Annotated in this window: 25 protein-coding genes and 1 pseudogene; 14 read left to right on the top strand and 12 right to left on the bottom strand. The window is 39.7% G+C overall.

Features of this window, described 5'->3' with window-relative positions; all coding sequences use genetic code 11:
- Nucleotides 1-2214: 2214 nt before the first annotated feature.
- Both EII37_RS11520 and EII37_RS00515 read left to right on the top strand, forming a co-directional pair.
- Nucleotides 2215-2571 (top strand): annotated as a pseudogene (locus tag EII37_RS11520) (hypothetical protein); the annotation flags it as partial.
- Between the two features lie 219 nt (nucleotides 2572-2790).
- Nucleotides 2791-3459 (top strand): MIP/aquaporin family protein, encoded by a 669-nt coding sequence (locus EII37_RS00515; protein ID WP_124787226.1) that lies wholly within the window; start codon nucleotides 2791-2793, stop codon nucleotides 3457-3459.
- Between the two features lie 217 nt (nucleotides 3460-3676).
- On the opposite strand, the gene queF is transcribed toward EII37_RS00515, so the two are convergent.
- The 7 genes from queF to EII37_RS00480 form a co-directional block, all read right to left on the bottom strand.
- Nucleotides 3677-4168: a preQ(1) synthase gene (gene queF, locus EII37_RS00510; protein WP_000082587.1), complete on the bottom strand. Its 492-nt coding sequence runs from the start codon at nucleotides 4166-4168 to the stop codon at nucleotides 3677-3679.
- Nucleotides 4169-4186: 18 nt separating this feature from the next.
- Complete coding sequence (gene queE / locus EII37_RS00505) at nucleotides 4187-4903, bottom strand: 7-carboxy-7-deazaguanine synthase QueE (protein WP_124787225.1); 717 nt, start codon at nucleotides 4901-4903, stop codon at nucleotides 4187-4189.
- On the bottom strand, nucleotides 4896-5339 hold the full coding sequence (gene queD, locus EII37_RS00500) for a 6-carboxytetrahydropterin synthase QueD (RefSeq protein WP_000464575.1): 444 nt from the start codon (nucleotides 5337-5339) through the stop codon (nucleotides 4896-4898). Before queD ends, queE begins: the two co-directional genes overlap by 8 nt.
- Complete coding sequence (gene queC, locus EII37_RS00495; RefSeq protein ID WP_124787224.1) at nucleotides 5339-5992, bottom strand: 7-cyano-7-deazaguanine synthase QueC; 654 nt, start codon at nucleotides 5990-5992, stop codon at nucleotides 5339-5341. The genes queD and queC overlap by 1 nt, the downstream gene beginning before the upstream one ends.
- A gap of 201 nt (nucleotides 5993-6193) precedes the next feature.
- Nucleotides 6194-6508, bottom strand: a complete 315-nt coding sequence (gene trxA, locus EII37_RS00490) for a thioredoxin (RefSeq protein ID WP_001029581.1) — start codon at nucleotides 6506-6508, stop codon at nucleotides 6194-6196.
- 15 nt (nucleotides 6509-6523) lie between these two features.
- Nucleotides 6524-6745, bottom strand: a complete 222-nt coding sequence (locus EII37_RS00485) for a DUF4649 family protein (RefSeq protein WP_000570255.1) — start codon at nucleotides 6743-6745, stop codon at nucleotides 6524-6526.
- A 101-nt stretch (nucleotides 6746-6846) separates the two neighbouring features.
- The gene (locus EII37_RS00480; protein ID WP_042750621.1) at nucleotides 6847-7227 is read right to left on the bottom strand and encodes a MarR family winged helix-turn-helix transcriptional regulator; all 381 of its coding nucleotides are present in this window, start codon (nucleotides 7225-7227) and stop codon (nucleotides 6847-6849) included.
- A gap of 281 nt (nucleotides 7228-7508) precedes the next feature.
- Here EII37_RS00480 and EII37_RS00475 point away from each other — a divergent pair, with 281 nt between their 5' ends.
- Together EII37_RS00475 and EII37_RS00470 are read left to right on the top strand one after the other, a co-directional pair.
- The gene (locus EII37_RS00475) at nucleotides 7509-7883 is read left to right on the top strand and encodes a CidA/LrgA family protein (protein ID WP_000781325.1); all 375 of its coding nucleotides are present in this window, start codon (nucleotides 7509-7511) and stop codon (nucleotides 7881-7883) included.
- Nucleotides 7880-8575, top strand: a complete 696-nt coding sequence (locus EII37_RS00470) for an LrgB family protein (protein WP_124787223.1) — start codon at nucleotides 7880-7882, stop codon at nucleotides 8573-8575. The genes EII37_RS00475 and EII37_RS00470 overlap by 4 nt, the downstream gene beginning before the upstream one ends.
- A gap of 339 nt (nucleotides 8576-8914) precedes the next feature.
- Here EII37_RS00470 and EII37_RS00465 read toward each other — a convergent pair whose 3' ends face one another.
- Both EII37_RS00465 and EII37_RS00460 read right to left on the bottom strand, forming a co-directional pair.
- Nucleotides 8915-10057 (bottom strand): N-acetylmuramoyl-L-alanine amidase family protein, encoded by a 1143-nt coding sequence (locus tag EII37_RS00465; protein ID WP_185695926.1) that lies wholly within the window; start codon nucleotides 10055-10057, stop codon nucleotides 8915-8917.
- A 12-nt stretch (nucleotides 10058-10069) separates the two neighbouring features.
- Nucleotides 10070-10942 (bottom strand): caspase family protein, encoded by an 873-nt coding sequence (locus EII37_RS00460; protein WP_260424843.1) that lies wholly within the window; start codon nucleotides 10940-10942, stop codon nucleotides 10070-10072.
- 258 nt (nucleotides 10943-11200) lie between these two features.
- Here EII37_RS00460 and EII37_RS00455 point away from each other — a divergent pair, with 258 nt between their 5' ends.
- Nucleotides 11201-12064 (top strand): helix-turn-helix domain-containing protein, encoded by an 864-nt coding sequence (locus tag EII37_RS00455; protein WP_124787222.1) that lies wholly within the window; start codon nucleotides 11201-11203, stop codon nucleotides 12062-12064.
- Nucleotides 12065-12311: 247 nt separating this feature from the next.
- Here EII37_RS00455 and EII37_RS00450 read toward each other — a convergent pair whose 3' ends face one another.
- From EII37_RS00450 to EII37_RS00440, 3 genes are read right to left on the bottom strand one after another with little or no spacing between them, the layout of a single operon-like run.
- Nucleotides 12312-13076: a hypothetical protein gene (locus EII37_RS00450; protein WP_124787221.1), complete on the bottom strand. Its 765-nt coding sequence runs from the start codon at nucleotides 13074-13076 to the stop codon at nucleotides 12312-12314.
- Between the two features lie 15 nt (nucleotides 13077-13091).
- On the bottom strand, nucleotides 13092-13787 hold the full coding sequence (locus EII37_RS00445) for an ABC transporter ATP-binding protein (RefSeq protein ID WP_000054197.1): 696 nt from the start codon (nucleotides 13785-13787) through the stop codon (nucleotides 13092-13094).
- Between the two features lie 4 nt (nucleotides 13788-13791).
- Entirely contained in the window at nucleotides 13792-14157 is a 366-nt protein-coding gene (locus EII37_RS00440; protein WP_124787220.1) for a GntR family transcriptional regulator, read from the bottom strand.
- A gap of 139 nt (nucleotides 14158-14296) precedes the next feature.
- Between EII37_RS00440 and nrdR the strand changes: the two genes are divergently transcribed.
- From nrdR to secA, 9 genes are all read left to right on the top strand, one after another.
- Entirely contained in the window at nucleotides 14297-14770 is a 474-nt protein-coding gene (gene nrdR / locus EII37_RS00435) for a transcriptional regulator NrdR (RefSeq protein WP_001203672.1), read from the top strand.
- Nucleotides 14771-15940, top strand: a complete 1170-nt coding sequence (locus tag EII37_RS00430) for a replication initiation and membrane attachment family protein (RefSeq protein ID WP_124787219.1) — start codon at nucleotides 14771-14773, stop codon at nucleotides 15938-15940.
- Nucleotides 15941-16837 (top strand): primosomal protein DnaI, encoded by an 897-nt coding sequence (gene dnaI, locus EII37_RS00425; protein WP_124787218.1) that lies wholly within the window; start codon nucleotides 15941-15943, stop codon nucleotides 16835-16837. It begins immediately after the preceding gene.
- Nucleotides 16834-17547, top strand: a complete 714-nt coding sequence (locus EII37_RS00420) for an NADPH-dependent oxidoreductase (protein WP_124787217.1) — start codon at nucleotides 16834-16836, stop codon at nucleotides 17545-17547. Before dnaI ends, EII37_RS00420 begins: the two co-directional genes overlap by 4 nt.
- Before the next feature lie 13 nt (nucleotides 17548-17560).
- Nucleotides 17561-18871, top strand: a complete 1311-nt coding sequence (der, locus tag EII37_RS00415; RefSeq protein ID WP_001207696.1) for a ribosome biogenesis GTPase Der — start codon at nucleotides 17561-17563, stop codon at nucleotides 18869-18871.
- Nucleotides 18872-18956: 85 nt separating this feature from the next.
- Complete coding sequence (locus EII37_RS11275) at nucleotides 18957-19292, top strand: hypothetical protein (RefSeq protein WP_124787269.1); 336 nt, start codon at nucleotides 18957-18959, stop codon at nucleotides 19290-19292.
- A gap of 65 nt (nucleotides 19293-19357) precedes the next feature.
- Complete coding sequence (locus tag EII37_RS11270) at nucleotides 19358-19705, top strand: hypothetical protein (protein WP_124787216.1); 348 nt, start codon at nucleotides 19358-19360, stop codon at nucleotides 19703-19705.
- 33 nt (nucleotides 19706-19738) lie between these two features.
- Entirely contained in the window at nucleotides 19739-20026 is a 288-nt protein-coding gene (locus tag EII37_RS00400) for a hypothetical protein (RefSeq protein WP_185695925.1), read from the top strand.
- A 145-nt stretch (nucleotides 20027-20171) separates the two neighbouring features.
- The gene (secA, locus tag EII37_RS00395) at nucleotides 20172-22685 is read left to right on the top strand and encodes a preprotein translocase subunit SecA (protein WP_124787215.1); all 2514 of its coding nucleotides are present in this window, start codon (nucleotides 20172-20174) and stop codon (nucleotides 22683-22685) included.
- Nucleotides 22686-22712: the final 27 nt, after the last annotated feature.

Raw genomic sequence — 22712 nt, 5'->3', positions numbered from 1 at the left:
TTGGGTTTGGCAACAGCAATGGCAACTGGTTTTACTAATCACGTAAAAGCAGATGAATCAATAAACGAAAAATCTAGCAAAGTTAATGCTACTCAAGTTGAAACAAAAAAGGCAGAAGTAACGGAATCGGACGTTAAAAATGCAGAAGTAAAACTAAATCAAGTAATTGATGAAGAAAAAAATGCTCAGAAAGTTGTTGATAAAATACAACAAGAGCATGCATCTGCTGTAACAAATAAGAACAAAGCAGATGATGCTTTGAAACAAGCCCAAGAATTTGCTAAACAAGCTAGTCCTGAAAAAATTAAAAATGCTGAAAAGGATCTTGTTGCTAAACAGACAACAGTTCGGAAGTCAGAAGAAAGATTGTCAGAAGCAAAACAAGATGAGAAACAAGCCCAAGCAAGTGTTGAGAAACAACAAGCAGTTGTTAATAAGGCAAAAGCTCAAGTTAACCAGCGAGTAGTTGATGTAAAAAAAGCACAAAACAAAGTAGCAGAAGTAGAGAAAGCTTTTGATTGGAATACACTACGCGAGCTTCAACAAGCAACTGGTAAATTGGATGCGAAAGTGAAGGCGGACCAAGATAAAGTAAATTCTCTAACTAATTCAGTATCAAAAGCAGAGCAAGAAAGAAAAGCGCTTGTAGAAAGAGGAAATAAGACACGTTCTAATCTTGAAAAGAGTTTAAAATCGGCTGGACCTGAATTTTTAACAGAAAAAGTAGAACGTCAATTAAAAGAAGATAAGGTAAGTGATGATAATTCTATGTCAACTCCATTATCTCCTAAATATTCATCTTGGATAGGTAAAGATGGTAAAAGATACTATGCTGTTTCAAATGAAAATGTCAACTTTAACGGAGAAAAAACTGAAACAATAATAGTAAACTCTAAAGATGATGTTGATAAACCTCATGTTGTAGATTATAAAAAAGTTTCTAGATATATAAGAGAGTATCTAGTAGAATTACGTCGTATAAATGGTATAGATATCCCCGTACCTGAGGTAACGGATAAAGCTTTGAAATGGGCAAAAGCCAGAACGGATGAAATGGCAAGAAATAATGAGTTGAGTCATGATACTGCTTTGAAAACAAGTGATTTTTCACTTAAGGGTGAAACAGAAAATGCTTCTCAAGGTTCTTTATCAGAAAAATCAACTTTAGATGAAAAACAAATTGCTTATGAAGAATTATTAGCTTACTTCCATGATTATAATAATGCAAGTAGTTATGGTACTGATAATCCAAATGAGGTGAATAGATATAATTACGGACATAGAATACCTTTATTAGCTGCCTCAGGGACTGGACTTGCTATGATGCAAACTAACGGTTATGGTATATTGACATTTGTATCTGATAATAATAGAGATGTTTATAATACTTTGCCATCTGTAGTTAGCCCATCTGAAAGAATAAGTTATAGTTATAATGGAGAGACTTATTATACTAATCCTTATAGCTCACATTTTTTAGCAAGAGCAGAAAATAAGGATGGAGATAAAAATCGCTCTGAATTTTACTTTAATGGGAAACGAGTAAAATTCTTGCCTAAAATAACCTTCCGTTATGTTTGGAATGAAATCACACATCCTAAAAATCCAGCTTATACAAAAGCTAAAGAGGATCTAGATAGTTTCAACCGAAAACAAAGAAACGAAGAAGCTTTAATGAGGGATAAACTTTCATCGCTAAACAAAAATCTTACAATTGCTAAAACAACATTGAATACAGATCAAAAAAATCTGGATAAAACTAAAAAACGTCTTTCAGATTTAACAAAACAAAATCAATCCAAGTTAAACGTTTTAAAATCTGCTAAATCTGAGTTGAGTAAACAACAAACTGCGTTAAATATTGCTAAATCTGAACTTTCGAAGCAAGAATCTCAATTAAATCGATTGAAAGTAATCAAAAATAATAAATCTCATGCTAGTAAGAATGCGGAACAGTCATTAGTTAATGCTAAAAACGATTTGTTGAAAGCTCAACAATATGTTCTTGTCCTCAAAAATGCTCCAAGAAAACTCGATGAAGCTAAAAAAAGTTTGATGATCGCTAAACAGAAGCTTGAGGAATCTAAAAAAGCACTTGAAAATTCAAATGCTAAATTAAAAAATGCAAAAGTTAAAAAGGAAGCTGCTAAGAAAGAATACATCAAAGCATCTGAAGCCTATAAGTTAAAAGTAAGACTTGCTTCAACAGGAAGTTGGATTCAATCATCTGGTCGTTGGTGGTATAGACATAACAATGGTTCCTATACATCCAATGGATGGGAACTAATCAATGGGAAATGGTATCATTTTGATCGCTCGGGTTGGATGCAGACTGGATGGGTTCAATCAGGTAGTTCGTGGTATTATCTCAGTGGTTCAGGGGATATGCAAACAGGATGGGTCAAATCAAGTGGCTCATGGTACTATTTGAATAGCTCAGGCTCTATGCAAACAGGATGGTTCACTGTTTCAGGGAAATGGTATTATGCTTACAGTTCTGGCGCTTTAGCAGTCAATACAACTACCCCTGATGGATATCATGTCAATTACAATGGGGAATGGATTAAATAGAGAGTTCTGTGCTATTTAAAAAGATTCATACAAACTCTCATTTTATTCAGTATAGTATAACCATCAAATATAGAGATTTATAACTAATTGCAATACATTAAAAATATAAAAATTTGAAAACAATATTGCAATATACATGAAATTTCCAATCAATTTTCTTGAAACCCTTTCCTTCTTTTGATAGACTAGTATCTAGTTTTTGAAAAAAGGAGAAAGAAAATGAAAAAATTTGTTGCTGAGTTAATCGGTACGTTCATGCTTGTGTTCGTTGGGACTGGAGCTGTTGTTTTTGGAAATGGTCTTGATGGCCTTGGACACCTAGGGATTGCCTTTGCCTTTGGTTTAGCCATCGTGGTGGCAGCCTACTCAATCGGAACTGTTTCAGGTGCTCACTTGAATCCAGCGGTTTCGATCGCTATGTTTGTAAACAAACGTTTGTCATCTTCAGAACTTGTCAACTACATCCTTGGGCAAGTAGTTGGAGCTTTCATCGCTTCTGGTGCTGTCTTCTTCCTCTTGGCAAATTCAGGGATGTCAACTGCTAGTCTTGGTGAAAATGCCTTGGCAAACGGAGTCACTGTCTTTGGTGGTTTCTTGTTTGAAGTCATCGCAACTTTCTTGTTTGTCTTGGTTATCATGACTGTGACATCAGCAAGCAAGGGCAATGGAGCGATTGCTGGTTTGGTAATCGGTTTGTCATTGATGGCGATGATTCTTGTGGGCTTGAACATTACTGGGCTTTCAGTAAATCCAGCCCGTAGCTTGGCACCAGCTGTTTTGGTAGGTGGCGCATCTCTTAAACAAGTTTGGATTTTCATCCTTGCACCAATCGTTGGTGGAGTTCTTGCAGCCCTTGTTGCTAAAAACTTCCTTGGAACAGAAGAATAATTGAAACTTAAAAAGCCTTGCTCCTCATTTTGAGGAACAGGGCTTTTTCGTATGATACTCTTCGAAAATCTCTTCAAACCACGTCAGCTTCCATCTGCAACCTCAAAATAGTATTTTGAGCTGACTTCGTCAGTCTTATCTACAACCTCAAAGCAGTGCTTTTAGTAACCTGCGGCTAGCTTCTTAGTTTGCTCTTTGATTTTCATTGAGTATGAGTTTAACGGTTGTCAATTTTCTCTGGATAAAGGTCGTGTTGGAAGAGGCGTTGTTCTGCCAAGCCTTCATACTTAGTTCCTGGCTTACCGTAGTTGTAGTAGGGATCAATTGAGATGCCACCGCGCGGTGTGAATTTTCCCCAAACCTCCAAATAGCGAGGGTCTAACAAGTTGACCAAGTCTTTCCCGATGGTGTTGATACAGTTTTCGTGGAAATCTCCGTGATTTCGGTAGCTAAAGAGGTAGAGTTTGAGGGATTTTGACTCGACACAGAGCTTGTCAGGAATGTAGGAAATATAAATCGTCGCAAAGTCTGGCTGAGCAGTGATTGGGCAAAGTGAGGTAAATTCAGGACAGTTAAATTTGATGAAATAGTCATTTTCCACATGACGATTATCAAAAGATTCGAGGACCTCTGGTTGATATTCGAAAATGTAGTTGGTTTCTTTGTTGCCTAGTAGGCTTAAGTTTTTCATTTCTTCTTGTTGTGACATGATTTTTTCTTTCTAATCTTAAACACCACGTTGATTATCGTAGAGGAGGGTATGGAGTTGAGGAAGGACGCGGACATTGCCCCAGCTATCGTCAGCAGCGACACGTTCCCAGAGTTCTTTGAGGCGGTCCAGTTGGTCTTGGACAATATTTCCTGTAGCCTTGGGCTCAGGATTTCCAGCCGATAAGAAGAGAACATCTGGTTGGTAGCGCTCTTGAATGCCTTTGGCAAAGGCCAAATCAGCATCATCAAAGACTGGAATTTTAAAGGTGACCTTGTCTGAATCTAGTTGGGAAACGACAAAATCCAAGGTCTCAAAGTTGACTTCCATCTTGGATGAAGGAGGTTTGGGACTCAGAGTGACTTGGTCGATGTCTTTCAACCAATTTTGCCAGCGGGAGCCTTGGGTTTCAACAGCCAGAGTGACACCACGTTCCTTGAGTTTAGTGACCAATTCAGCCATGTTGGCTGCTAGGATAGCAGGATTTCCCCCAGATAGGGTTACATAGTCGTAGCTCCCTAATTTATCCAACTCAGCAATGACCTCGTCAGCTGTCATGCGAGTTGGTTTTTCAGAACCATCCCAAGTAAAGGCAGAATCGCACCAGTCGCAGTGGTAGTCGCAACCAGCAGTGCGGACAAACATGGTTTTCTGCCCGATTGCACGGCCTTCGCCTTGAAAGGTTGGGCCAAAAATTTCCAGAACTGGTAGTTTGAGGACACGTTCCCTAGTCATCTAACCACTCCCGTCTAAACTCCGCAAAGGCAGTCGGAGTCTCATAGAGGCGAACGTATTCCAAACGAAGACCACGCTCATCAGGTAACTCTTGACTCATGGTTTGGAAAATCCAGTAAACCATATTTTCAGCAGTCGTGTTCATATAGGGAAGAGTTTCGTTTAGATAGCGATGATCCAAGTGGGGCTCTAAGTAGTTCTTGTATATAGCTTTGATGTCTCCAAAATCGTAGGTCATGCCACGTTCATCTAAAAATCCACTGACAGCAATCTGCAAATGATAGGTGTGGCCGTGCAGGGATTTGCATTTTCCCTCATAGTGAAAGAGGTGGTGGGCAGCGTCGAAAGTAAACTCTTTTGATACCAAGGTTCTGTGAGGATTGTAGACAAGCGACTCCCCAGTTTCCTGTTTGATTTCTTTAGGTGCAAAAAACATTAGGCCTCTCCTTTCTGTGAGAGATAAACATCTAGACCATGCTGACGTAGGTGGCAGGCTGGGCAATCTCCACAGCCACTCCCGATAATTCCGTTGTAGCAGGTTAAGGTCTTTTCACGAACATAGTCAAAGGCACCGAGTTGGTCGGCTAATTCCCAAGTTTCAGCCTTGTCTAGCCACATGAGAGGTGTTTGGATAACAAAGTCGTATTCCATAGCAAGGTTGAGGGTAACATTAAGAGATTTGACAAAGACATCCCGACAATCAGGGTAGCCTGAGAAGTCTGTTTCGCAGACACCTGTCACGATATCTTTCATGCCCCGTTGTTTGGCAAGAACTGCCGCAAAGGATAGAAAGAGGTGGTTGCGACCGTCAACAAAGGTATTGGGAACCTCTCCCTCTTTTTGCTCAATCTCCAGATCAGAAGTCAAGGCATTTTCAGTGATTTGCCCCAGCAGAGACATATCTAGGATATGATGACGAATCCCCTGTTCCTTGGCGATTTCTCTAGCGACTTGAATTTCGAGATGATGGCGTTGGCCGTAGGCAAAGGTGACGGCTTCGACCGTTTCATAGTGTTCTTTAGCCCAAAAGAGGCAGGTTGTAGAATCTTGACCGCCACTAAAGACGACCAAGGCTGATTGACGTTTCATAGTACTCCTTCCGAAATGAGAAATGTTCAGAGCACGCAAAAAGCTCCCTTGAGGGAGCTAAAAAATACCAAGTAGAGGTTTTTTTTAGCGATGGCATGTCCCAAACATCGTAATATTCTACATACAGTCTAGCATATTTTTTGAAAAATGGCAAAGGGCAAGAAAAAAGAGACCAGAGCAAGTACTTGGTCTCTAATGTGATTAGCTCAATTCAGCAACAATGGCCTTGATTTGTTCTGCTGTGTGAACACCAGCAACTTGTTTGACTACTTGGCCGTCTTTTTTGAAGAGAAGGGTTGGGATAGACATGATTCCAAAAGCACGAGCTGTGTTTGGATTTTCATCAACGTCCATTTTAACGATTTTCAAGACATCTTCTGAAAGTTCTTCAGATAATTTGTCCAAGATTGGACCTTGCATACGACATGGACCACACCAAGTTGCCCAGAAGTCTACCAAGACCAAACCGTCTTTTGTTTCTTGTTCGAATGTTGCATCTGTAATTGCTTTTGCCATTGTATTTCTCCTTTTTTAGTTATATTGGCTTAAATCTTGTTTCTTGAGATAGAAGAAGATATCTCCGTAAGTTCCATGGTAGTCCAAATCATGACCGTTGTAAGTCAATTTTTGAACAGGGTAGTAGTCTGCGACGCCGATAAGACAAGCTTGTTGTGAACGATCAAAGTCTTCATAAGATTCGAACGTTACAGTTCTTTCGTTCTTGCTGGCATCTAGATAGGTAATTTCAATCATTTTAAAAACTCCTTTGTTTAATGATGACTTTATTTTACTCCTTGTAAAATAGAATGTCAAGAAAAATGATTGCGCACGCAACTTTTTTTAAAAAAATCATCTTAAATCAAGAAATCCAAACCAGTTTCCAAGCTTTCTTCGACAGCCTTTTGTAGTGTGGCTAGTGTTTTTTGCCCATCACTTGTCAGGCAGATAAAGCTAGAGCGTCTATCTTGATCACAACACATGCGACTAAGCAGACCGCAATTTTTAGCTTCCAAGCGAGCCACCATCCGAGAAACAGCGCTCGGGCTCAGATGAAGCTTATCTGGTAGGTCAATCTGGCGTAGAGATTTTTCTTGGGCCAAGTCCAGGTAGTAGAGGAGGTAGAACTCTTTCAAGGTTAGACTTTGCTCGCTCTGCTGGGCAATAGTCTCTTCCAAGAGACTTTCAATTTCTTTTTGACGCCGATTGAAGTCAAACCATTTTTCCAAATAGGTCATAGTATCTCCTTTCTTTTTAGAGTTATAAATAGAAGAATGTCCATTCACGGACAGTCTCTGCATCACAAGATGATTGCGCATGCAATAATTATACTACTTTTCAAAAGAGCTGGCAAGAAGGATGCTGGCATCTTTTATCCTAAATCATGCCTGTTTTCACAAGTCTTTAATTGTCTGTATTCGCTTTTCTCCCTATTTTTATTAATTTTTGCGCATTTCCTTGAAATTTTCTGAAAAAAGAGTAAACTGGTATGCAAGAAGTCTATTTCGTGGAGTTTAGGATGAAATTATATGTTCAATTAATGATTCTCTTTGTGATTTCTCTAATCGGAGAGGGGATCTCTAGTTTCTTTCATTTGCCCATCCCAGGCAGTATTATCGGGTTAATTATTCTCTTTCTAGCCCTACAATTCAAGTGGCTGAGAACTAGGCATGTTAACATGGTGGGGAATTTCTTGCTGGCCAATATGACCATTCTCTTTTTGCCGCCAGCAGTGGGAATCATGGAGAAGTTTGATGTGATTGCTCCCTATCTTTTGCCCATTGTTTTGATTGTCTTTTTTGCAGCAGTCATCAATATTATCCTCATAGCCTTGGTAGTTCAGTTTATCAAGAGACGGTTTGAGGGAGATTATGAGAAAGGAGATGCCAAATGAGTGAATTTGTTTCCAATCCCCTGTTTGGGCTTGCCCTGTCTATCCTAGCTTATCTAATGGGAATGCTGATTTACAGACGTTTTCCCCATCCATTGACAACGCCCTTGCTTTTGTCAGCTGTTTTCATTATCATCTTTCTAAAAGTGACGGGGATTTCTTACCAAGATTACTACCAAGGTGGGGTTTATCTGAACAACTTGATTGTCCCATCGACCGTGGCTCTAGGGATTCCGCTTTATAAGAGTTTTCACTTGATGAAGCACCATGCTCGGAGTATTCTTTTTGGAAGTCTGTTAGCCGTAGTTGTCAATACCTCTTTCACAGCCCTTGTGGCTAAGATTTTTGGCATGGACTTTTTCTTAGCCATTTCTCTCTTTCCTAAGTCAGTGACAACCGCCATGGCAGTAGGAATTACAGAAAAATTGCAAGGTTTGACGACTGTGACCTTGGTGGTTGTAGTGGCAACTGGGATTTTAACCAGTGTTATTGGCCCAACCCTTTTGAAGTTATTGAAAATTGACGACCCAGTAGCTGTTGGTCTTTCCCTTGGAGGAACAGGTCACGCAGTCGGAACAGGAACAGCCTTTCGATACGGTTCTGTAGCAGGAGCCATGGGTGGCTTGGCTATCGGTGTCACCGGTATTCTCTATGTCTTTGTCAGCCCTATTGTAGCCAGTTTGATATTGAGTTAGTACTCTTCGAAAATCTCTTCAAACCACGTCAGCGTCGCCTTACCGTATATATGTGACTGAGTTCGTCAGTCTTATCTACAACCTCAAAACAGTGTTTTGAGCAGCCTGCAGCTAGCTTCCTAGTTTGCTCTTTTATTTTCATTGAGTATAAATTTTGTGGGGATACACAATTAAATGACAATGTCGTAATGTAACAGATTAAAACAAAAAGCGAACAAAACAGAATTTGTTGTTTCGATTCGCTTTTTGTATTATTATCTAGATTTTTCTTGCAGCTTTGATAACATTTAGTCTGAGCAGGTACACTAATAGCTGATGGAATAAAATGTGTACTTTAGATTATTTCCAAGCGCCACTGGCATCTACATAGTAACCATCAGGTGTGTAGGTATTGTGAAGCATCTTACCAGTTGAATCAAGATAGTACCATTGACCGCCATCTTTGACCCAACCAGTCGCCATAGCACCTGAGTCTTTTAGGTAGTACCAAGAGCCGCTATCTTTCACCCAGCCTGTTGCCATTGAACCTGAATTGTTTAGGTAATACCAAGAGCCACCATCTTTAAGCCAACCTGTTGCCATTGAACCTGAGTCTTTTAGGTAATACCAAGAGCCGTTATCATATAACCAATCAGCTGAAATCATAGCTCCTGATGATTTAAAGGCATACCAGCTACCACCTTGGTATAGCCATGTTTGATTAAACATAACTCCTTTATCATTCATAAAGTACCAAGTTCCCTTGTCCTTAACCCAATCGTTCTGCACTAATTGGCCTTGTTTTTGATAGTACCACTTTTCACTGTAATTCTTTTTTAGCCAGCTTTCTGCTTTTACAATCGGATAAAGTATTTTGAAGGCTCCTGCCCCCCTGTAGGAATGACTGATAACTCCTGGTTTTTGAAGTTTCAATTCTTCATAGTCGTCTGCCCAAGCAAATACTTTTTGACCATTGATAGTCTCTGGTAAGATAGCAGTGTAGGTCTTGGTTTGATAGTCCCATTTTGCATCAAGGTAGGTGTATTGATCATTTGATTCGTCAATACGGAAGTAACCACTCTTTCCACCGTCATTATATACATCATCTACTACTTTAGTGGACCATGTCTTTACTTCATTTCCGCTCTTGGCTTCTACCTTGATATCTCCTCTATAGCCATAAGGTACATAGAAATTAAGGTAACGCCCCTCTGTACCGACCATAGACTTGTCCTTTTCTTGACCTAGGAAATTGACAGTCTGATCTTGACCATTGAGACTGACCGTCCACTCGATTTTCTCAGTTTTTGGTAAATCCAAGACTTTGATATCCACTTCATGGCCATTGTTAAATCGAAGAATTTTGCCATCTTGATACTTAACGCCTCCCTTAATAACCCACTCTTCTTCAAGATCGAAGGCCTTTCCCGAATGAGGGAAAGCTAGTAAAGCTAGACCAGCTAGAGACAAACCAAATAATGTGATTTTTTTTGATACTTTCATTTTCTTAACTCCTTATTTTTGGAATAAAACAAATTGACTGTTTTTTGGATAAACTGATACATGTTGCTCTTCGTGAATTTGTGATGCATCTTCAAGGACTAGAGGATAAGAGTATTGATACAGTTCCTCTAAAGTGATTTTTCCGTTAGTATTGGTGTCTGCCATAGGCGAAATCATTCTATTTTGAAGTGGATCCCAACCTGTACCCATTGCCCAGTATCTGGTGGCAAGACTACCTACTCCGACTAAACTATACGATTTTTCACCTTTCCAAGAGGCACATAGTACGAGGAATTTAGAATCAAGCATTTCACCATTCTTGCTTGCTACATCTCCTGTTGAGAAACCTGCCAAAAATGCTTGTTCATCAAATCTTTCTTCAGACTTGGAGGCAACCTTTTTGTCTGGCTTACCTACATCTATAATTGTTCCTGAATAGCAACAATCCAGCATAACCACAAACTTACCTTTATATTGTTTCAGTAGAGATGCCAATTCCCAGCCTGAGAATGTCTGACCATCGCTACCAATGGCTATCGTCCCATCTTCTCCTCCATGACAGGTAAGGTAAAGATAGTTCACATCGCTTTCGTTAGAAGATTTGAAAAGCTCTTCCATTTTTGCAATAATCTCGGACTTAGTTTTATCTGGGAATCGAACAACTTCGCTAAAGTCTTGGTTATTAAATACCTTTTCCATAGCATTAACATCTTCGATAGGCACTGCTCTCGTTGATGTTTCACCAAGAACTAAAGCCCGACGATTAATCGTTTGTCTTTCTCCACTAGTAGCAAAGAAATAGGTATCGTCTCCGATATTGTGCCGACCTGTCTTCATCCAACCCTTACTATCAAAATAGTACAGGGTTTCATTGATGTTTTCCATCCGTTTCTAGTGTAAGAACCGTTAGAATGTTTATACCACCAACAACCATTAGAGTGACTATAAGCCTTGAGAAAGATAGATTCTTGAGCAGAAACTGGACTATTTACTGCTAGTGTTGACACTGGGCTAAGTAAAGAAACTGTTGACAATAACATTTTTTTTCATGATATGATTGTCCTTTCTTTTTTATTTTTGATATAATCATATCATAAATGAAAAAACAGGTTTTATTTTTTGCAGAAATGGAAGAGGAATAGTATGGAAAATTTTGGAGCAGTTTTAAAGGATATTCGTATTTCAAAAAATTTTCGTCTTAAAGATTTAGCTTGTGATAAGATTAGTGAGTCAACCATTTCTCGTTTCGAAAATGGCATTACAAAATTATCTATTGATCATTTTTACATGTTATTAAATCGTCTTGGAATATCATTTTCGGAATTTGAAGAATTAGTTCATTGCTATTATTCCAAAAAAGAATGTTTTTTTGAAGAATTAGAACATGCTGTGAACTCTTCAGATATATTTCTACTTCAAGAATTAGTGGATAAAATAGAGTTAAAACAAAAGCAGGGGAAAAGTTTATGCAATTTTCACATAAAATTGATTGCTGAACAACAGATTAATCGGCTTGCAAATCTTCCTTATAATACATCTAAATGCAATGAGATAATCAAGTATTTGCTTTCGGTAGATACTTGGATGGAGTATGAACTAAAAATTTTTTATAATTCGGTGTTTTTTATGAACACTAAAACCATAAGTTTACTATATAGAGTGGTAATCAAGAAAACACGACATTTTTTAAAAACAGATATGGGAACACATAGAGTAATTCCTGTATATTTATTTAATTTAGAATTATTATTAAAAAATAATTTGTTAGATAGCGCTCAATTTTTTATAGATGATTTAGAAAATTTACTTACCAGACAAGGATATTATTTTGAAAAGAATTATTTGCTTTTTTTAAAAGGTATTTATCTCATAAAAACGAATCAAGTAGAGTTAGGTAAAAAAGAATGTTCCAAAGCTTTGAGAATATGTAAGGAATATAATGATAGTGACACAATAGAGAAATTAAACAAGACCTTTAAATCAGATTTTGTTATTTATACTCAATGAAAATCAAAGAGCAAACTAGGAAGCTAGCCGCAGGTTGCTCAAAACAGTGTTTTGAGGTTGTAGATAGAACTGACGAAGTCAGTAACATATATACGGCAAGGTGAAGCTGACGTAGTTTAAATTTGATTTTCGAAGAGTATTAATTGGTTAGAATGATCCGTCTGTAAGATAAAGTTAGACAGAAAATGAGATAAAAGAAAAAGGATAGCCTCTCTGCGATGAGATGTTATCCTTTTTGATTATGAAACTATTGCAAATTAACCTTGTTTCTCAAGATGTAGTAGGTTCCGAGGTAAAAGATAGCTATGAAAATGAGTTCTTCAACAATGCCTATGCTTGCTCCCATATAGAAATTATCATTAAATCCTGCAAGTGAATTGATATAGAAGTTAGTACTGGTATTGAAGAAGACTTCTATAATTCCAATGACGATTTGGATACCAATGTAGGCTGCAACAGCGAGTGCTGTACGGTATTCATTGAATAGTTGTCCAATGGAAATGGCCAAGTAGATGCAGAGGATTCCAGAAATGGTATTTAGTAGGAAGGATAAGACAGTAAGACTAAAGCCGGTAAAATGTTCTCCCACAAATGAGAGAAGAGTAGAAAGTTGAACTTCATCAGAATTTGTTGACAATAAGATAATATAGACACATAGGAGTAAGACAGCAGTGCTAATCAACGACCAGATAAAGGCACCGATTAGTTTGGCTGTGATGATATGGTGTTCAGAAACTGGCAAGGTTAAAGTCAGATAGCCTTGTCGGTCATAGACACTTCCTTTGAATCGTTTAATAATCAAGAAGATAGTTGAAATCACAAGTGTAACCATCAAACCACCAAAGACAGTAGATAGAAAAACAAGTAGAACAGATAGATTTTTTTCAGGTAATTTTATTAAGGATTGTGTCTGAATTCCAATAAGAACAGAGAGGAAGAGAACAGCAGCGTAGAGGGCTAAATACCACTTGTTAACATTTTTAAATTCGTAGCGAACTAAATTCCAAAACATAATAATCTCCTTTGCTTAGGCCTTAAATTCCTGACGGAAGAGTTGGTCAATGGATTCACCTGACTCATAGCGAATATCATCTACATTTCCTTGACGGACGACTTTTCCGTCTTTGAGGAAGACAATTTCATCCAAGATTGGTTCGATATCAGAAATCAAGTGGGTAGAAATCAAAACGGTAGAAGTTGGGGAGTAGTTGTTGATGATGGTATTGAGGATATACTCACGGGCAGCAGGGTCAACCCCTCCAATGGGTTCATCCAGAACGTATAGACGGGCATCACGGCTCATAACCAAAATCAGTTGTACCTTTTCCTTATTCCCTTTTGATAGTTTCTTGAGACGACTATTTTCATCAATACCTAGGTCAGCAAGTAGATGATGGGCGCGTTCAAGATTGAAATCTTTATAGAAGGTCTTGAAGTAGGTTAGGGCTTCTTTGACCTTCATTTGTTCATTGAGATAGGTCGTATCAGGCAAATAAGCCACGATAGCCTTGGTTGCTGGGCTTGGGTCCATGTCGTTGATAAGGACACGTCCTTGATCTGGTTGCAAGAGGCCATTGATTAGTTTAATCAAGGTTGTTTTTCCTGAGCCGTTTGGCCCAAGAAGACCGACAATTTTTCCAGCTGGGATGTCAAGGGAAACATTTTCAAGGGCTGGGGTTGCTCCATAAGATTTGGATACATTTTCAAATGCTAGTAATGACATAGGCTTAAACTCCTTTAATATAATCACTGACTACGCCTGGTAGTTCTTCTTTTTCATAGCCAAAATGGGTCATGGAGGAAACGAAGTGTTCCAATTCTTCTTCCGATAATTGTTTGCGTGATTGGGCGATTAGCTTCTTATCCTCAGTCACAAATCGTCCAGTTGTTCGCTTGCTGTAGACAAATCCTTCTCGTTCAAGGTCTGACAAGGCTCTTTGGATGGTGTTTGGATTGACACCAGCCTCGCTAGCCAGCTCTCTCACGGTTGGAAGTTGCTGATTGGGTTCCAGTGTATGGGAAACAATCTGAAGCTTGATTTTCTCCATAATCTGTAAATAGATGGGTTTTTTGTTGTCAAATGTCCAGGACATCTTGGTCTCCTTTTTTTATCCTTTTGTCTTAATTAAATAATACAACAAAATAAAAAACTTGTCAAGCAAAAAAGAAGAATTGTTTTGGGAATCGTTTAAAAAATGGTATAATGAAAAGAAAACGATAAGGAGGGAAAGGATGCGTTGTCCAAAATGTGGGGCTACCAAGTCAAGTGTTATCGATAGTCGCCAAGCAGAAGAAGGGAATACCATTCGTAGAAGACGTGAGTGCGATGAATGCCAGCACCGTTTTACAACCTACGAACGAGTAGAAGAAAGAACCTTAGTGGTTGTTAAAAAAGATGGCACACGGGAACAATTCTCCAGAGATAAAATCTTTAATGGGATTATCCGCTCAGCCCAGAAACGTCCTGTGTCAAGTGATGAAATCAACATGGTAGTCAATCGTATCGAACAGAAACTCCGTGGTCGAAATGAAAATGAAATTCAAAGTGAGGACATTGGTTCACTCGTCATGGAGGAGTTGGCTGAGTTGGATGAGATTACCTATGTACGTTTTGCCAGTGTCTATCGTAGTTTTAAGGATGTCAGTGAGTTAGAGAGCTTGCTCCAACAAATCACCCAGTCCTCTAAAAAGAAAAAGGAAAGATAAATGAAGCCAATTGACCGTTTTTCTTATCTAAAGAATAATCGGGTGTCGCAAGATACCTCATCTCTGGTACAGTGCTACCTCCCGATTATCGGTCAGGAGGCACTGAGCCTTTATCTTTATACAATCAGTTTTTGGGATAATGGTAGAAAAGAGTATCTTTTTTCAAGTATCCTCAATCATCTCAACTTTGGGATGGATAGACTGATAAAATCATTGAAAATCTTATCTGCTTTTAATCTCTTAACCCTCTATCAAAAGGGAGACGTTTATCAGCTAGCCCTCCATACTCCACTTTCGAGTCAGGACTTCTTGGAACATCCTGTTTATCGCAGACTTTTGGAGAAAAAGATTGGCGATGCAGCTGTGGAGGATTTAAAAGTTGAAAGTGCTGAGGGAGAAGAAATACCTGTCTCACTCAATCAAGTCTTTCCAGACTTGGCAGAACTAGGAAGTCAAGAAGACCTTGGTATCAAGAAGAAAGTGGCCAACGATTTTGACTTGGACCATTTTCGTCAGCTTATGGCTCGAGATGGACTTCGCTTTGCGGATGAGCAGTCCGATGTCTTGAACCTCTTTGCCATTGCTGAGGATAAGAAATGGACTTGGTTTGAAACCTATCAACTGGCCAAGTCAACAGCTGTTTCCCAGGTTATTTCAACCAAACGCATGCGGGAAAAAATTGCTCAAAAACCGATTTCCTCTGACTTTAGTCCTAAGGAAGCAACCATTATCAAGGAAGCCAAAAGTAAAACTGCCCTGCGGTTCTTGGCAGAAATCAAGCAAACACGCAAGGGGACCATTACCCAAACAGAAAGAGAACTCTTGCAACAAATGGCTGGCTTGGGCTTGCTGGATGAAGTCATCAATATTATTCTCTTATTGACCTTTAATAAGGTGGATTCGGCAAATATCAATGAGAAATATGCCATGAAAGTAGCCAATGACTATGCCTATCAAAAGATACATTCGGCAGAAGAGGCAGTCTTGCGAATTCGTGAGCGTGGTCAGAAGAGCCAGGCTCAAAAAAGTAGTAAACCCAGCCCTGCTAAGTCCAATGTGCCCAAGTGGAGCAATCCAGATTATAAGAATGAAACCAGCGAAGAAACTCGTCTGGAATTAGAACGTAAGAAACAAGAACTATTAGCTCGATTAGAAAAAGGAGGAGATTAGATGGAAAGTGTCGGAGACGTACTCAAACGTCAACCTAGCCGTTTTCACTATCAAGATTTGGTCCAGAAAATCATGAAGGACCCTGATGTTGCGGCCTTTATCCAGCAAGAATCCCTGACTCCAGAGGAATTAAATCGCAGTATCTCCAAGTTTAATCAGTACATCACCGAGCGTGACAAGTTTCTTCGTGGTGATACGGATTATATTGCCAAAGGCTACAAGCCTATTTTGGTCATGAATCATGGCTATGCGGATGTTTCTTATGAAGAAACTCCTGAACTAATCGCGGCGGAAAAAGAAGCGGCTATTAAGAACCGTCTCAAGTTAATTAATCTGCCAGCCAGTCTCAAGAAAGCTAGTTTGGCTCAAGTAGACTTGGATGATTTGGGGCGCTTGCCAGTTTTTGAAAATCTATTAGCCTTCGTGGAGCAATATCCAGCTATTCAAAAAGGTCTTTACTTATATGGAGACTTTGGTGTGGGTAAAAGTTTCATGGTGGCTGCCTTAGCCCATGATTTATCAGAAAAACGTGGTGTTTCATCCACTCTCCTCCACTATCCTAGCTTTGTCATTGATGCCAAAAATGCCATCAGTGATGGCAATGTTAAGACCTTGGTGGATGAGATTAAACTGGCTGAAGTCCTGATTTTAGATGATATTGGTGCCGAGCAATCAACGCCTTGGGTGCGTGACGAAATCCTGCAGGTCATTCTCCAATATCGGATGCAGGAAGATTTACCAACCTTTTTCACCTCTAACTTCAACTTTGAAGATTTGGAGAAGCATTTCGCTAAAGGGAAAAATGGAAATGACGAAACCTGGGAAGCCAGACGGGTCATGGAACGCATTCGTTATTTGGCTGAGGAGACTCGTTTAGAAGGAGTGAACCGTCGATGACAGAAACAATTAAATTAATGAAGGCTCACACTTCAGTGCGAAGATTTAAGGAGCAAGCCCTTCCTCAGGAAGACTTAACTGAAATCCTGACAGCAGCCCAGATGGCCTCGTCTTGGAAGAATTTCCAATCCTACTCTGTGATTGTGGTGCGAAGTCAAGAGAAGAAGGATGCCTTGTATGAATTGGTGCCTCAAGAAGCCATTCGCCAGTCAGCTGTCTTTCTTCTCTTTGTCGGAGATTTGAACCGAGCGGAAAAGGGAGCTCGTCTTCATACAGACTCATTCCAACCCCAAGGTGTGGAAGGCCTCTTTATTAGTTCGGTCGATGCAGCTCTTGCTGGTCAAAATGCCCTGCTGGCAGCTGAAAGTTTGGGCTATGGAGGTGTCATCATTGGCTTGGTGCGTTATAAGTCAGAAGAAGTGGCAGAGCTCTTTAACCTGCCTGACTACACCTATCCTGTCTTTGGGATGGCACTAGGTGTGCCAAATGAAGAACATGAAGTCAAACCTCGATTGCCATTGAATCAAGTGGTGTTTGAGGAAGAATATCAGGAACAAACAGTTGATGTGATTGAGGCTTATGACCGTGTACAGGCGGACTATGCTGGGGCGCGTGCGACCACAAGCTGGAGTCAGCGTCTAGCAGAACAGTTTGGTCAAGCTGAACCAAGCTCAACTAGAAAAAATCTTGAACAGAAGAAGTTATTGTAGAAAGTGAGAAATTATGGCCCTACCAACTATTGCCATTGTAGGACGTCCCAATGTTGGGAAATCAACCCTATTTAATCGGATCGCTGGTGAGCGAATCTCCATTGTAGAAGATGTCGAAGGAGTGACACGTGACCGTATCTATGCAACGGGTGAGTGGCTCAATCGTTCGTTTAGCATGATTGATACAGGAGGAATCGATGATGTCGATGCTCCTTTTATGGAACAAATCAAGCACCAGGCAGAAATTGCCATGGAAGAAGCAGATGTTATCGTCTTTGTCGTGTCTGGTAAGGAAGGAATTACCGATGCGGACGAATACGTAGCCCGTAAACTTTATAAGACCCACAAACCAGTTATCCTCGCAGTCAACAAGGTGGACAACCCTGAGATGCGAAATGATATCTATGATTTCTATGCCCTCGGTTTGGGTGAACCCCTGCCTATCTCATCTGTCCATGGTATCGGTACAGGGGATGTGCTAGATGCCATCGTAGAAAATCTTCCAAATGAATATGAAGAAGAAAATCCAGATGTGATTAAGTTTAGCCTGATTGGTCGTCCAAACGTTGGAAAATCAAGCTTGATCAATGCTATTTTGGGAGAAGATCGTGTCATTGCTAGTCCTGTTGCTGGAACAACGCGTGACGCCATTGATACCCACTTTACAGATACAGATGGTCAAGAGTTTACCATGATTGATACGGCTGGTATGCGTAAGTCTGGTAAGGTTTATGAAAATACTGAGAAATACTCTGTTATGCGTGCTATGCGAGCTATTGACCGTTCAGATGTGGTCTTGATGGTCATCAATGCTGAAGAGGGTATCCGTGAATACGACAAGCGTATCGCAGGATTTGCCCATGAAGCTGGTAAAGGGATGATTATCGTGGTCAACAAGTGGGATACGCTTGAAAAAGACAACCACACCATGAAAAACTGGGAAGAAGATATCCGTGAGCAGTTCCAATACCTGCCTTACGCACCGATTATCTTTGTATCAGCCTTGACCAAGCAACGTCTCCACAAACTGCCTGAGATGATTAAGCAAATCAGCGAAAGTCAAAACACACGTATCCCATCAGCTGTCTTGAACGATGTTATTATGGATGCTATTGCCATCAACCCAACACCGACAGACAAAGGAAAACGCCTTAAGATTTTCTATGCGACCCAAGTGGCAACCAAACCACCAACCTTTGTCATCTTTGTCAATGAAGAAGAACTTATGCACTTTTCTTACCTACGTTTCTTGGAAAATCAAATCCGCAAGGCCTTTGTCTTTGAAGGAACACCAATCCATCTCATCGCAAGAAAACGTAAATAAAAAAGTAGAATCTGGAATGACATTTCCAGATTTTTTTGATAGAATGAAGGTGAAGAAAACGCTATCAAATAAAAGGGGGCTGGTGATGAAACATTTGTTTAAATTGATAATCCTATTTCCCTGGTTTTACTTTTTCAGCTGGATTGAAAAGGCCAACAGAAATAGTAAATTTTTCCCAATATTTTACTATTTTTACTGGTTTTATTTTCCGATCTTTGCCTTACTTGGGATATTCATGGCAGTTGTTTCAATCTTTTTTATCACTATACTTTTAAAAAATTGGACAGATATCAGGTCTTGGGGTATCTGGCTATTACTTTTACTTATCGCTTTTGCCAGTGATTGGTTAATCTATATCTTCTCCCAAAAAATGCTTAGACTAAGAAAGGAGTTAGAGAAGTCTAAATGTGGAAGGCATTGATTTATATTGGTAATAACATTTAATAGAACGAAACTAAAGAAAACAATTTTAAAGAGGAGGTGTCGATGATGAAACTGTCCTTTAATTGGTTTCATTTGATACTCTTATTTCCTTGTTTTTATTTTTTCTATTGGATAGACAATGCTGACAGAAACAGTAAAATTTTCCCAATCTTATACTATTTTTACTGGATTTATATTTCCCTTTTAGCTCTGTTTAGCTTGGATATGACAATTTTTTCATTCTTATTTTTCCCTTTTGTTCTAAATCATGAATCAGATGCTAGTGCTTGGGGTGTTGGATTGCTTTTGATAGTCTTATCACTAGGCAGTGACTGGTTAGATTATATCTTTTTCAAAAACATGCTTAGACTAAGAAAGGAGTTAGGAAAGTCTAAGGGGGAAAGGTATTGATTTATATCGGTTTTTATTTATAGGAGGTGGCTTATGGCACATCTAAAATCATTTATTACACGCTATTCTAAGGTCTATATTGGTTTAGTTCTGTTGATCTGGATTGCTTTCTTCTTTCTTCCTTGGGGCAGTCCGATTCTGGGGGGGAAGATTGACCTCTTCATCATACAGAAAGTCTTGCTAGTTTTTGGCATTCTGTCCATTTTGATGGCCTTGCTGTCCAAGAAAGTCAGTCTCTTTGTTTTTGGACTGATCTGCTGTCTTTCTCTTTGGATTAACCTATTTATCCTATTTGCTATTTTGCCGATTTTTGGCAATTAAAGTATCATAAAAATCAGAGAGGTTAGCTTGGAAACTAGCCTCTTTTTCCTTTTCAAAATGGGGATTCTTCCTTGAAAATAATCAGTAATTGTGCTAAAATTAAAAGAACATTCTAAAATATTCGGAATTTAAAGTAAGGAAAAACATGGCTAATATTTTAAAAACAATTATCGAAAATGATAAAGGAGAAATCCGTCGTCTGGAAAAGATGGCTGACAAGGTTTTCAAATACGAAGACCAAATGGCTGCTTTGACTGATGACCAACTAAAAGCAAAAACAGTTGAATTTAAAGAACGTTATCAAAATGGAGAATCACTGGATTCATTACTTTATGAAGCATTTGCGGTTGTCCGTGAAGGTGCCAAACGTGTCCTAGGTCTCTTCCCATATAAAGTTCAGGTCATGGGGGGAATCGTTCTTCACCATGGTGACGTGCCAGAGATGCGTACAGGGGAAGGGAAAACCTTGACTGCGACCATGCCCGTATACCTCAACGCCCTTTCAGGTAAAGGGGTTCACGTAGTTACGGTCAATGAATACCTATCAGAGCGTGACGCGACTGAGATGGGTGAATTGTACTCATGGCTTGGCTTGTCAGTAGGGATTAACTTGGCTGCCAAATCTCCGATGGAGAAAAAAGAAGCCTATGAGTGTGATATCACTTACTCAACCAACTCGGAAATCGGATTTGACTACCTTCGTGATAATATGGTCGTTCGTGCTGAAAACATGGTACAACGTCCGCTCAACTATGCCTTGGTCGATGAGGTTGACTCAATCTTGATTGACGAGGCCCGTACACCTTTGATCGTATCAGGTGCTAATGCGGTTGAAACTAGTCAGCTCTACCACATGGCAGACCACTATGTAAAATCTTTGGACAAAGACGACTACATCATCGATGTGCAGTCTAAGACTATTGGTTTGTCTGATTCAGGGATTGACAAGGCTGAAAGCTACTTCAAACTTGAAAATCTCTATGACATCGAAAATGTAGCTCTGACTCACTTTATCGATAATGCCCTTCGTGCCAACTACATCATGCTTCTCGATATTGACTATGTGGTGAGCGAAGAACAAGAAATTTTGATTGTCGACCAATTTACAGGTCGTACCATGGAAGGTCGTCGTTATTCTGATGGCTTACACCAAGCTATTGAAGCCAAAGAAGGTGTGCCAATTCAGGATGAAACCAAGACATCTGCCTCAATCACTTACCAAAACCTTTTCCGTATGTACAAGAAATTGTCTGGAATGACGGGTACAGGTAAGACCGAGGAAGAAGAATTCCGTGAAATTTACAACATTCGTGTTATTCCAATCCCAACCAACCGTCCTGTTCAGCGTATTGACCATCCAGACTTACTTTTTGCTAGTATTGAAGCTAAGTTTAAGGCGGTTGTCGAAGATGTTAAGGCTCGTTACCAAAAAGGTCAACCTGTCTTGGTTGGTACAGTAGCAGTTGAAACCAGTGACTACATTTCTAAGAAATTGGTCGCAGCTGGTGTTCCTCACGAAGTCTTGAATGCCAAAAACCATTATAAAGAAGCCCAAATCATCATGAATGCTGGTCAACGTGGTGCTGTTACCATTGCGACTAACATGGCCGGTCGTGGTACCGACATCAAGCTTGGTGAAGGAGTTCGTGAACTTGGAGGACTTTGTGTGATTGGTACAGAACGCCATGAAAGCCGTCGTATCGATAACCAGCTTCGTGGACGTTCAGGTCGTCAAGGAGACCCAGGTGAGTCACAATTCTACCTATCTCTTGAAGATGATTTGATGAAACGTTTTGGTTCTGAGCGTCTGAAAGGTGTCTTCGAACGTCTTAATATGTCTGATGAAGCCATTGAGTCTCGTATGTTGACACGTCAGGTTGAAGCGGCTCAAAAACGTGTCGAAGGAAATAACTACGATACCCGTAAACAAGTCCTTCAATACGATGATGTCATGCGTGAACAACGTGAGATTATCTACGCTCAACGTTACGATGTTATCACTGCAGACCGTGACTTGGCACCTGAAATTCAGTCAATGATCAAACGCACGATTGGTCGTGTCGTTGATGGTCATGCGCGTGCAAAACAAGATGAAAAACTAGAAGCAATTTTGAACTTTGCTAAGTACAACTTGCTTCCAGAAGATTCTATTACGTTGGAAGACTTGTCAGGCTTGTCTGATAAGGCCATCAAGGAAGAGCTCTTCCAACGTGCCTTGAAGGTTTATGATAGTCAGGTTTCAAAACTACGCGATGAAGAAGCAGTTAAAGAATTCCAAAAAGTCTTGATTCTACGAGTGGTAGATAACAAGTGGACAGATCATATTGATGCCCTCGATCAATTGCGTAACGCGGTTGGACTTCGTGGTTATGCTCAGAACAACCCTGTTGTTGAGTATCAGGCAGAAGGTTTCCGTATGTTTAATGACATGATTGGTTCGATTGAGTTTGATGTGACACGCTTGATGATGAAAGCACAAATTCATGAACAAGAAAGACCACAAGCAGAACACCATATCAGTACAACAGCGACTCGCAATATCGCTGCCCACCAAGCAAATATGCCAGAAGATTTGGATTTGAGCCAGATTGGACGGAATGAACTTTGCCCATGTGGTTCTGGTAAGAAGTTTAAAAACTGTCACGGAAAAAGACAATAAAATGAGATAGTTTAGAGGCGGATACCT

The organism is Streptococcus sp. OH4692_COT-348 (assembly GCF_003859975.1).
GTDB lineage: Bacteria > Bacillota > Bacilli > Lactobacillales > Streptococcaceae > Streptococcus.
This window is presented reverse-complemented; position numbering and strand designations above follow the sequence as displayed.

Excerpts from the sequence above, each read along its gene's own strand:
- EII37_RS00400 (WP_185695925.1), top strand. The coding sequence starts at position 19,739 with ATGGCACATCTAAAATCATTTATTACACGCTATTCTAAGGTCTATATT.
- queC (WP_124787224.1), bottom strand. The coding sequence starts at position 5,992 with ATGAAACGTCAATCAGCCTTGGTCGTCTTTAGTGGCGGTCAAGATTCT.
- EII37_RS11270 (WP_124787216.1), top strand. The coding sequence starts at position 19,358 with ATGATGAAACTGTCCTTTAATTGGTTTCATTTGATACTCTTATTTCCT.
- EII37_RS00465 (WP_185695926.1), bottom strand. The coding sequence starts at position 10,057 with ATGAAAGTATCAAAAAAAATCACATTATTTGGTTTGTCTCTAGCTGGT.
- EII37_RS00475 (WP_000781325.1), top strand. The coding sequence starts at position 7,509 with ATGAAATTATATGTTCAATTAATGATTCTCTTTGTGATTTCTCTAATC.
- trxA (WP_001029581.1), bottom strand. The coding sequence starts at position 6,508 with ATGGCAAAAGCAATTACAGATGCAACATTCGAACAAGAAACAAAAGAC.
- EII37_RS00485 (WP_000570255.1), bottom strand. The coding sequence starts at position 6,745 with ATGATTGAAATTACCTATCTAGATGCCAGCAAGAACGAAAGAACTGTA.
- EII37_RS00470 (WP_124787223.1), top strand. The coding sequence starts at position 7,880 with ATGAGTGAATTTGTTTCCAATCCCCTGTTTGGGCTTGCCCTGTCTATC.
- EII37_RS11275 (WP_124787269.1), top strand. The coding sequence starts at position 18,957 with ATGAAACATTTGTTTAAATTGATAATCCTATTTCCCTGGTTTTACTTT.
- queD (WP_000464575.1), bottom strand. The coding sequence starts at position 5,339 with ATGTTTTTTGCACCTAAAGAAATCAAACAGGAAACTGGGGAGTCGCTT.
- EII37_RS00440 (WP_124787220.1), bottom strand. The coding sequence starts at position 14,157 with ATGTCCTGGACATTTGACAACAAAAAACCCATCTATTTACAGATTATG.
- EII37_RS00420 (WP_124787217.1), top strand. The coding sequence starts at position 16,834 with ATGACAGAAACAATTAAATTAATGAAGGCTCACACTTCAGTGCGAAGA.
- queF (WP_000082587.1), bottom strand. The coding sequence starts at position 4,168 with ATGTCACAACAAGAAGAAATGAAAAACTTAAGCCTACTAGGCAACAAA.
- secA (WP_124787215.1), top strand. The coding sequence starts at position 20,172 with ATGGCTAATATTTTAAAAACAATTATCGAAAATGATAAAGGAGAAATC.
- EII37_RS00430 (WP_124787219.1), top strand. The coding sequence starts at position 14,771 with ATGAAGCCAATTGACCGTTTTTCTTATCTAAAGAATAATCGGGTGTCG.
- queE (WP_124787225.1), bottom strand. The coding sequence starts at position 4,903 with ATGACTAGGGAACGTGTCCTCAAACTACCAGTTCTGGAAATTTTTGGC.
- der (WP_001207696.1), top strand. The coding sequence starts at position 17,561 with ATGGCCCTACCAACTATTGCCATTGTAGGACGTCCCAATGTTGGGAAA.
- dnaI (WP_124787218.1), top strand. The coding sequence starts at position 15,941 with ATGGAAAGTGTCGGAGACGTACTCAAACGTCAACCTAGCCGTTTTCAC.
- EII37_RS00480 (WP_042750621.1), bottom strand. The coding sequence starts at position 7,227 with ATGACCTATTTGGAAAAATGGTTTGACTTCAATCGGCGTCAAAAAGAA.
- EII37_RS00460 (WP_260424843.1), bottom strand. The coding sequence starts at position 10,942 with ATGGAAAACATCAATGAAACCCTGTACTATTTTGATAGTAAGGGTTGG.
- EII37_RS00445 (WP_000054197.1), bottom strand. The coding sequence starts at position 13,787 with ATGTCATTACTAGCATTTGAAAATGTATCCAAATCTTATGGAGCAACC.
- EII37_RS00515 (WP_124787226.1), top strand. The coding sequence starts at position 2,791 with ATGAAAAAATTTGTTGCTGAGTTAATCGGTACGTTCATGCTTGTGTTC.
- nrdR (WP_001203672.1), top strand. The coding sequence starts at position 14,297 with ATGCGTTGTCCAAAATGTGGGGCTACCAAGTCAAGTGTTATCGATAGT.
- EII37_RS00455 (WP_124787222.1), top strand. The coding sequence starts at position 11,201 with ATGGAAAATTTTGGAGCAGTTTTAAAGGATATTCGTATTTCAAAAAAT.
- EII37_RS00450 (WP_124787221.1), bottom strand. The coding sequence starts at position 13,076 with ATGTTTTGGAATTTAGTTCGCTACGAATTTAAAAATGTTAACAAGTGG.